This is a genomic window from Syntrophomonas sp. UBA1041, assembly GCF_002316705.1.
Classification (GTDB): Bacteria; Bacillota; Syntrophomonadia; order Syntrophomonadales; family Syntrophomonadaceae; genus DTU019.
Window position 1 is genome coordinate 69,230 of the sequence record NZ_DCEA01000013.1, and the last position, 9,849, is coordinate 79,078.

The 9,849-nt window shown below is 52.3% G+C and carries 6 protein-coding genes; 3 read left to right on the forward strand and 3 right to left on the reverse strand.

Going from position 1 to position 9,849, the window contains the following annotated elements; translation table 11 throughout:
* Both B2633_RS02810 and B2633_RS02815 read right to left on the reverse strand, forming a co-directional pair.
* Positions 1–5,485, reverse strand: a 5,485-nt coding sequence (locus tag B2633_RS02810) for an IPT/TIG domain-containing protein (protein ID WP_483169019.1), incomplete at its 3' end; no start/stop codon positions are given.
* 135 nt (positions 5,486–5,620) lie between these two features.
* Positions 5,621–6,751 carry an HD-GYP domain-containing protein gene (locus tag B2633_RS02815; protein ID WP_483169020.1) on the reverse strand — a complete coding sequence of 377 codons (1,131 nt, stop codon included), beginning with the start codon at positions 6,749–6,751 and terminating at the stop codon, positions 5,621–5,623.
* 164 nt (positions 6,752–6,915) lie between these two features.
* Between B2633_RS02815 and B2633_RS02820 the strand changes: the two genes are divergently transcribed.
* Positions 6,916–7,437, forward strand: a complete 522-nt coding sequence (locus tag B2633_RS02820; protein ID WP_483169022.1) for a peptidylprolyl isomerase — start codon at positions 6,916–6,918, stop codon at positions 7,435–7,437.
* 97 nt (positions 7,438–7,534) lie between these two features.
* The gene (locus B2633_RS02825; RefSeq protein WP_483169024.1) at positions 7,535–8,008 is read left to right on the forward strand and encodes a PaaI family thioesterase; all 474 of its coding nucleotides are present in this window, start codon (positions 7,535–7,537) and stop codon (positions 8,006–8,008) included.
* Between the two features lie 22 nt (positions 8,009–8,030).
* Here B2633_RS02825 and B2633_RS02830 read toward each other — a convergent pair whose 3' ends face one another.
* Complete coding sequence (locus B2633_RS02830) at positions 8,031–8,837, reverse strand: MBL fold metallo-hydrolase (RefSeq protein WP_481041773.1); 807 nt, start codon at positions 8,835–8,837, stop codon at positions 8,031–8,033.
* Positions 8,838–9,193: 356 nt separating this feature from the next.
* Here B2633_RS02830 and B2633_RS02835 point away from each other — a divergent pair, with 356 nt between their 5' ends.
* A complete protein-coding gene (locus B2633_RS02835) occupies positions 9,194–9,715 on the forward strand; it encodes a hypothetical protein (protein ID WP_483169025.1) in 522 nt (173 codons plus the stop codon).
* Positions 9,716–9,849: the final 134 nt, after the last annotated feature.

Genomic DNA, 9,849 nt, shown 5'->3' on the forward strand with positions numbered 1-9,849 from the left:
GACTCTGATATACGAATGAGGTCAACCGGGTCGAGCCTATGTATTCGCGTTCATTATCGATCAGCACATAGATCTCATACTGGGAAGCATCCTTCACCAGAGTCCAATGAACCTTGATATAGCGGTCACAGTCAGCGTAAGAATCGTGGATTATTTCCGCTGTTACCTCCCCGGGAGACGGTAAGCTGGGGAGATCATAAGGCAATTCCAGAATATCACTGGCCCCCCCGTCAGGATTCTTTACCAGTAAACCGCCGCTGCCGATTGCCCCTCCGGGTGCGGTAACCAGAAGGGTGTCGGGACTTAAAACCTGGGCGGCCACCGCCTGCCCGGACTGCAGGTAAAAAGGCTCGCTTTCCCGGACGTTGCGCCCCTCTACAGTTCGGCCTACAGTACGATAAAGCGGGCTTCCCGCGGCAGCAGAAGCGCTTTCTGCCAACACCGGGTTAAATATCACCACCGCACCCGGTAAAAACCCGCTGCCTTTAATTGTGATCTGTTGTCCCCCCAGGATCGAAAGCTCGGTGATGCGGGTATTTCCCGCACTATCCCAAACCGTTGCCACCTCAGGTTCGCTGATATAAGTATAAGCACCAGCCAGGCCGGCCACGGTTCCGTCCGGATTTTCCAGCTTAACATCAACCGTCCCCGGGCTCCCCGGAACGGTTATCACCCGGCAGGTTTTATAATCCAGGAGGCTGACATCGCCGTCAGGCACCTTTACGGAGCCGAAATAAACCTCCAGGGAATCATCGTAACCATCGATACTGCTGCGGAAATCACTTCCGGCGATAAGCACTGCGGTACCGCCGCTGGCTGGCCCCATGGCCGGGGAAAGCGAAGTCAGGCCGGGGCTGCTCTCACCGCTGGTAAACTGCAAGTAAATGCTCGTTTCCCCGGGTATCTGGTCTGAGGCAGCGGTGCCCCCGTCCTGATTGACAACCACCACCCGGTACAGGTTGCCGACGGCCGTTTCCGCTGCCAGCGGCATAACGAAGCTGAGCTTTCCGGGGAGTTCATAGTCAATGTCCTTAGACTCTATATTGAACAAATCTCCCACCTGAATGCGGGCCCCTTCGCGGAAATCCTGGCCTAAAACACTGATCACCGCCCGGGATCGATAATCCATTTTTAATATGCGCCGGCTTTGACCCCCGATTGTAATTACCTGGGGTTCGTTGCCATCGCGGGTAATGTTCACGATCTGAGGATGACTGTCGGGGTTTTTATACTCGTACTGAGCCTGGGCCTGGCTGCCGTCAGGGTTATAAAGCCTGACCGCCACCACCCCTATGGTATAGTAGCTGGGGGTTTTCACTGCCAGCTGACGACCGGAAAGCATCTCCACCTGTGGGGCATAACCCCGCTCCACTACAAGACGGCGCTCCTCCACGCTTACTTTGAGCAGCTCATAACCGCCGTATGAAGTATTTTCATCGCCTTGCAGCCGGAGCTGTCCCAAATCGATATAAACCGGAGTGTCATCATAGGAATAAACCTGCTCAAAAACATGGCCTTTTTCCTCCACCCTGAGCTTTAATGTATTCCCGGCCTGGTATTCCACAGTTAAGCCTCCTGCCAACTGTACTGTCGCCAAGCCATTGTCGATCCGGCCGGAATTGGGCTGATCGCTTGGAATACTGCGATTATCAATACTGCCGAAACGAACCGCCGGCATGTTGAGGGTTTCGATACTGCCATCGTGCAGAACAGTAATTGCAGTGTTGGCGAAACCGCTGCCGAACATCTCCAGGTATTGACGGCCTTGCTTAGGCCCCTGGGCGGGCACCAGACTGGTGATGCGGGGGGTTAAAGCCTCATAGCTGTAGTTCACCGTGTTGCTAATACCGGCATCATTGTTGAGCAGGTAAACCTTGGCCGTGCCAGCGGCAGCCGACGGGGTGAGCACTTTCACATAACCCCGGGCAAATTCTACGATACGGGCTCTTTCTTGCCCAAAATAGATGCGGGGCAAGATGGGTGAATCGTAGTAATGATCATACTGGCTGTGATTGAGGGCTACCGGCGCTCTCCAATCGGTCAGCGGATCGTCTATGTCAATCTCACTGTCCCAACGATTATTGTGGTTAAGGTCGCTGAAAGGCTCGTTTGGGTCTCGAATCTGGTTGCGGTTGGCATCATCATAGGGTTCAAAATAACGAAAATCGCTGCCGGTGATTTCCACCACCTCCTGGCCGACCCCGCTGCCCTTTGATGGTGTCAATGCCGTGATAAAGGGGTGACTGCTGGGAACCACATAGGTGAATCCCTGTTTGACCCCGGCACTGCCCCCGTCCGGATTAACGATGACCACCGGCACCGTTAAGCGGTCAGTGCTTTTATCCTGGCGCAAATCGCCGGGATAAGCCGGAACCTTTACGGTAATCATGTCGCCGCTGCTGTTTACCTGGGTATCGGCAGCTTTGATTTCCATGCCGTTGATGAACACTTTGACCTTGGTATTGCCGTTATCCTCGAACTCCCGGCCCTTAATGTCGATAGTATAGCCGCCCTGGGTGGAGCCCTGATCAGGTTCGATTGCGGTGATCTCCGGACGGGATAAAGGCATTTTATAGTAGTAGAAGCCAGCCTCATCGACCCGGCTGTCCTTTTTGGTATCAGGATTAATGACAGTCAGGTCGTAGTACCCGTCCGCCTCCAAGACTGGCACCGTAAACAGCAGGGTTTCGCTGTCCACAACCTCTACCCGCTTACCGGTGAAATGATTGCTGCTGTTCACCTGGTAGAGGGTCTTAATATCCAATCTCAAAGGGGGACTGCCGGCAATCTCCCATGACGACCCAGACAGGGTGAGCAATGCCCTGAAGCCGTTGGATAGCACTGCTTCCACCTGCTTGTCGGGATTTACTTCCAGTTTATAGGTCAAGTCTGAGCCGTTGCTGAGCGTGATTTCCCCGTTATGGGCCTTATCCAGGGTGAACAGCTCCTTGCCGGGGCTGTTAGCCTGCAGGAGCACGGCTTGATAGTAATCGGCCAGTTCCAGGTACGAAGCCCCGCCTCCGCTTTGAATGCGCAACAAAGGCTGTTCGTTATTGACATAATTTTGCAATTCGATTTTATTAGTGACGGGATCGCGGTTGTACTGGTTGATTTCCCGCCCTTCCATCATAACCCGGGTGCCGATCAGTTTCAGCGGGCTGCTCTCTCCGGAAGATGGCTCCGGTTTAAGGAAATTATCCCCCTTAACCATAACCAGGGTTCCGGTTTTGCCCAGTTTGGGGGCAAAACCGGATATTTTGGGGTTGGTATAGGTAAGAACATAGGTAAATAAAGCTGTATCCATAGCTCCTTCGGGATTCATGACCTGCAGCTGGGTCTCCCCTTCACGCCCGGACGGGGCTTGCAGAGTGATTCTCTTGCCGTCTTCCTGGCGTGAAATCGGGCTTATTTCCCAGCCGTCGATGAATACCTTGACCCCGCTCATGAAATTGCTGCCTGCTATCTCGATGCTTTCACCGCCGTCAACTGTGATGGCATCAGGGTTGACCCCGGTGATGACCGGCTGGCGGCTGGCTTCAGGGTTGACAAAACTGATAAAATCGGGGCGCTGGGCTGATAGTCCGGGATGGGGGGAATTTTTGATGGGATTGGTTACTTTTAAATAGTTTTTTCCCAGGGTGTTCAAACTGGAATCAGCCGGAATCATGAACAAAATCCTGGTTCCTAATTCATTGCCCTCGGTTCCGTCCACCTCCCGGCCGTTCTTGTCGAATACCCGGACGTAAAGCTCCGGCTGGGTGTTCTTGTCCAGGAGCAGCTCCGGCCCCAGCTCAAGGATGGGATAGCGCAGTATTTCCTGTCCCTGAGCGTCGATGAAACGGGTTACCGCAAAGTTATTGCCGGTTATGGCGGCCATCCGGTCTTCAGGCACCACATAATGCCCTCCGGAAGCGATGACTTGAATCCTATCCGGGCTCATACTCACAATTTGCGGCTGAATTTTGCTGGGGATATAGGTGTAGCCATTGCTCAACGAGGCCCTCTCGGTAAAAACGATGGTCTTGTCATCGGCTCTGGTAAGTATGGTCTCGGTCTCCACCACAACATCCTTGCGGGGATCGGTAACAGCATCGGCTACCTGCGCACTGTGTACCGTGATGATATCCAGGTCGGCATTAAAACTCACTTCATACCCGGAGCCGTCAGCCCGGGGTAGAAAAGTAGCCTGATCCCCAATGATAACCTTCAACTTGCGCTGTACCTCTTTGATTGGTGTTCCCCGGTAAGTTCCAGGACCATAAGTGAGCAAAAGCTCTTTAGAGTTGACCGGGGGATCAGGGGTTAGAATGGTGGTTTCATCAGGCACGAATTCGGGTATATTCAGGGTTCCAAAAAATTGTCCGCTGATGGTTACCCGCGAACCCGTATCCGGTCCGGAAGCAGGCTGAACACTGAGGATGACCGACTTGATATTGGCATCGATCACCGTATACTTCTGATACTGCGGCTGCCCAACTATAAGCTCTTGAACCACTTGATTCATGGGATCGAAACCGAAAGCCACCGGATTGGTTAAAACCACGTAATATTCCCCTACCGGCAGGTTGGGAACCTCTACGGTAAGGATGTCCATATGGTTTACATTGCTCTGAAAAGTGCGGTTTTTACCCTGGTTAACGCTTGTGTACGGATCAGTTCCATCAATGTTTTTTAGAAAAAACACCTCATAGGTATTGAGCTGGGGGTGCGGGGCTTGAAAGATCAGCTTGGAACCTGCTTCGCCGCGGTTGGGGTACATCTCCAGTCCTTGGACAGATATATCCTGAACAAAGCGGAATTGATTCAGATAAGTATGTTTAATTGTGATCTCTACAGTTCTATTTATCCCCGGTCTGAGTTCATAACTTGAGGTTTCGGTCTTTTCGAATATCAGGTTCTGCAATCCCAAGGCACCGCCGGGTTTAGGAATAGCCACTTCACTGTCACTGTCGAAACAGCCTTTGTCCAGGGCGGTATAAGCGCCTTCATGCTCATAGCCGGCACTGAGTCCCGGGGTGTATTTGACCGTACTGAGGTTGGTGCCGGAAATGTGCAGGTCATCCAATCCCACCCGGACTTTACGGTTTACCCCGGATAAACCGGGCATAGCTCCTTCGTTAAGGGCAATGGAGAGCCCCTCGATGACCAGATAATTGCCGGTTTGATCCTGATTAATATTGAACTGCAAGAGTCCCTCGGAGTTATTGATGCGGTCTTTTAATTCCTGGTAGCCACTGCTGGTAATCATGCCTACCGAGGCATCCTTAAGGTATTGACCGGTAATCAACACCCGGCGTTGTTCCAACTGCCTTTCGGCATTATAAACCTTAAAAACAGTAATCGTGTCTATGCTGTAATTCTGGGGGTCAAACGCCTGAAGCGGTTTTAATCCATAAGAAAAAAAGCTTAAAAAGACTATGAGTCCTACCAGGACTCTGATGGCGATTTTAATATGGGTTGCTTTCCTCAAGCTTCTGTCTTGCATTGGCCCCTCCTCCAGTAATTAAGCCTAAATACCATCAATCCCTCCCTAATAGTATCGATTACTCTCAGGGCCGACTTTAAGCTTTGAGTATAGCGATTTACCATGTTTAAACCTCTATAAGACAAAAGACTCTTGCTAAGAGTGATCCTGCCCTGGCTCCGCTGCCACCTCCTCAAATGCTACTACCACCAGGGGGTCAAATTGAGTACCGATGGCTTTTTTGATTATCGCCAGGGCCTGGTCATGATCATAGGCCTCCTCCTCATCTGCCAGTCTGGTGAGGGCGTCATATATGTCAGCCACTGCGATTACTCGGGCCGCCAGGGGTATATCGGTGTGCTTCAGGCCTAAAGGGTAGCCGCTGCCGTCATAGCGTTCATGATGATGACAGACCGCTGATTTTATGGCTGCCAGGGATTCTTTGGCCGGGATCATCTGCTGGCCTAAAGAAGCATGGTCCATTTCGGCCTCATCCTCCGGGGCGGCCGTCCACCTGCCGATATCATGCAATAAGGCCGCGTAGACCAGTTGCTGCAGCTCTTCTGTTGTCATCCCCAGACGCTGGCCGATAAGGCGGCTGATGCGGGCTACCCGCCGGGCATGACCTATAAATACGGGTTGATGGCTTTCCATGGCTTGAACAGCCGCCCCCAGTAGTGTTTCACAGCGTTGCTGTTCCTGCTGTTTAAGCTCAACCCGGCCAAACACGACCCCTAGATGATTCAGCAGGGCTTCCAGCACCGTCTTCAGGTTCCTAGGGCCGACTTGCGGCGGTATATTGATCATAAACAAGGCCTGGAGATTGAGGCTGCCTAATGGCACTACGGCCAGATTTTCAATCCCGGCAGGCAACTGTATATCTTCTTCGCCCCGCCCATATATAATCAGGGCCCGGCTCTCTTCCAGGCTTTGCCGGGCTAAGCGGGAAGCTGGTTCCCACTCTGTGATGGGACCGCTCTGCCCCGAGAATGGATAACGGTATAGTGTAGCCCTGGGAAACATTCTATTAAGAATCTTTTCGATTTGCTGTAGAGCCTCCTCCCCATCGGGCTTAAGGTGCAATTCTGCAATCCCGCTGATAACCCTGCCCTGTAAATTAAGGGTCTGCAGGTTTTTGAAATAGGCTGCTCCCGAAACTGTTACCGCCAGCCCCATCAAAAAGAACAACAGGGCTGTGGCCAGCTGGGGCAGCTGAACAGTCCCGGCTATGGCCACCAGCAGGGCGGTTCCGGCCAAAGCGGCGATTGTATAGGACTTCAGGTTCATAAGCCATCACTCTTTCCGTCACTATTTCTGGTATTGATTCTTATTATAATCCACAATCTTTCTCAAGATATAGCCTTGCTCATAAACTGCCTCTAGCCCGGGTTAAATGGAATTCATCTTCATATCTGGTATAATAGCCCTAGCAAACGTGAAAGGAAGATGTTATGACTACCAAACCGGTTGTTACAATCGAAATGGAAAATGGCGCCATTATCAAGGCCGAACTCTATCCCGAAACGGCCCCTAATACGGTCAATAACTTTATATCCCTGGTGAAAAGCGGTTTCTACGACGGCCTCACCTTTCACCGGGTTATCCCCGGGTTTATGATTCAGGGCGGCTGTCCCCAGGGTACAGGAACCGGCGGGCCGGGCTACAGTATTCAGGGCGAATTCGCAGCCAACCGCATTAAAAATGACCTGCGGCATGATCGCGGGGTCCTGTCCATGGCCCGCAGCCAGCATCCGGATTCTGCCGGCTCCCAGTTCTTCATCATGGTGGCAGCGGCGCCTCATCTCGACGGGCAGTACGCGGCTTTCGGCAAGGTCCTGGAAGGGATGGAAGCGGTGGATGATATTGTCGCCCAAAAGCGGGACTTCCGTGACCGGCCTCTAAACGACCAGCGTATAAAAGCCGCTCAGGTGGATACCTTCGGAGTGGAGTATCCCCCGGTTGAAAAGAAATAACGGTCAGGGGAAAAGCGGCCGGTTTCATTTATGATACCGGCCAGCCCTAACCCCACTCCGCCAATCATCTCAAGAGATAGTCTACAGGAGGACTGTAATGAACAAACAACCTGTTTCCCGGACCTGTTTTTTATGCGGCCGGGAAAATAATATCGGTCTGAAAATGGTGTGGTTCAATCACCCCGAAGAGGGAAAGGTCCGGGCCGTACTGGAAATCCCGGAACACTTCAACGGCTATCCCGGATTCGTTCATGGCGGCATTGTTGCCGCCATCCTGGATGAAACCTCAGGCCGGGCGATAATGATCGATGGTGGGAATGACCGCCTCTTTGTTACCGCCAGCCTGGAGGTTAAATACCGGCACCCGGTGCCGACCAATACAACGCTTACGGTTACCGGATGGGTTATTAAAGGGGGCAGTATGCGAGCCAAGGTTGCTGCAGAGATTTGCCTTGAAGACGGAAAATGCCTGGCGTCCTGCAAAGCTACGATCTTGAGGCCGCCGCAGGAATATTATGAGCTGTGGAACTGGCAGCAAGAGAAGGAGCATTGGAAAGTTCCAGAGGATTGATGGAAGTTATGAATCCCAGACGTTATGGCCGCGGCTGGTTTAGCCACGATTGCACCCGGCACCCCACCGCTTGTTGAGGATGGGTCTGATGCAGAATGATTTCGCGCCCCACATCGCAGCCTTGTTTTCTCAGATAACGGGCCACCGTGTCTTCAGCTATATCGGGGCGGTTATTCTGCTGGCTGAGGTGGGCCAGGAAGACCCGCAATCCAGGTTTCATTTTTATCTGGGCCAGGATTCGAGCGCTGTGGTCATTGGAGAGATGTCCCCTGCCGCTGCTGATGCGCTGTTTGAGGAAGCCCGGATAAGGTCCTTTGGCTAACATCTCCCGATCATGGTTAGCCTCCAGCACCGCCACATCCGCCCCGGAAAGAGCGTCAACGACCGTTTTGGTTATAGAGCCCACATCGGTGGCAAAAGCCAGTTTGCGCTGGCGGTAATGAAAGGTAAAACCTACCGGATCAACGGCATCATGGGAGATGCGAAAGCATTCCAGGTCCACCGGGCCAATCTTCATGGTATCGTCGAGTAAACAGCAGCATCTGCCGGGAATGTTGTCTCTGAAGGGAAGCCTCTCCCAGGTCTTGGCCCGTGAATAAACCGGGATCTGAAAGCGGCGCGCCAGGACTTCGACCCCTTTAATATGGTCGCTGTGTTCATGGGTCAAGAGGATGGCATCAATCGCCCTGACATCGCTCCCCACCGCTTTGAGCCCATTGGCGATACGCCGGGCGCTGATGCCCGCATCGATCAGGATAGAGGTGGAACCGAATTGAAACAGGGCGGCATTGCCGGTACTTCCGCTAGCCAGTATATGTATCTCAATCATTAACCTTTCCTCTTTAGCTGGAATACCCCTTAACCAGCAGCCTTCCACCAGGTAATTCCATAATAAGCAATCGAACCCCTCACAATCTAATATGTTAACATAATCATCCTGACTTGCCTATCCTTCATTATCACTCCCGTACCCATTTTGCAGCCGGCGGGCATGTAAAAATTTTGTCATTTCCCAGAGTCCTTCTTTCTAGTAAAATATTCCTGCAGATATGATAAACTGGATGAAATTGCCTCCGGGCGGAAAGCCCGGTTAAGCCTTATTTAGGAATTCAGGGCTAAAGGAGGGATAAATCTCAAGCCAACCGATATGGAAGGCATATCTATGAGAGGATGGGAGGACTTATTATGTTTGACAAGCAGGTTCATTCAGGTTGGATTGTGTTATTAATGCTGGTTTTCGCCTTCTCAGCCCTGGCAGCAGGCTGCAGCCAGATTGGCGAAAAGGCTACTGAAAAAGCCCTCGAATCGGCTTCTGGCGGAGAGGTCAAGGTGGATCTAAATGACGGCGAAGTCCAAGTGGATTCCAAGGATGGGAGCTCCTCTTTTAAGACCGGTGGAGACTTGACCTGGCCGAAGAGTATGCCGGCTGATGTTCCACAGTTGAGCGGAGCCAAGATCTCAAACGTCAGTGAAGCCAAAACTACAGAGGGCCAAACCATTATGGTCTGGTATGAAGAAATCGGCAATGTTGACCAGATCAATAAATACAAAGCCGACCTGGAATCGAACGGCTGGACCATAGCCGCGACCACCAATACCCCGGAGGGTACATATATAATGGCAGAAAAGACCGGTTGGGCTTTGAGCGCCACTTTCAGCACCGAAGACGGCAATGGCGTCATTGCTGCAGCTCAACAAAAAGAATAACGCCATCATAAAGCGGGCCCTGGTGTCACTGCCAGGGCCCCTCTTATTGACAAAGTCGAAAAGAGGGGCAGAGCGAGCGACGGAAGCGAAGAGCAAGGCGCGAAACAGGCCCGCGATTGAGGCGTACAAATAGT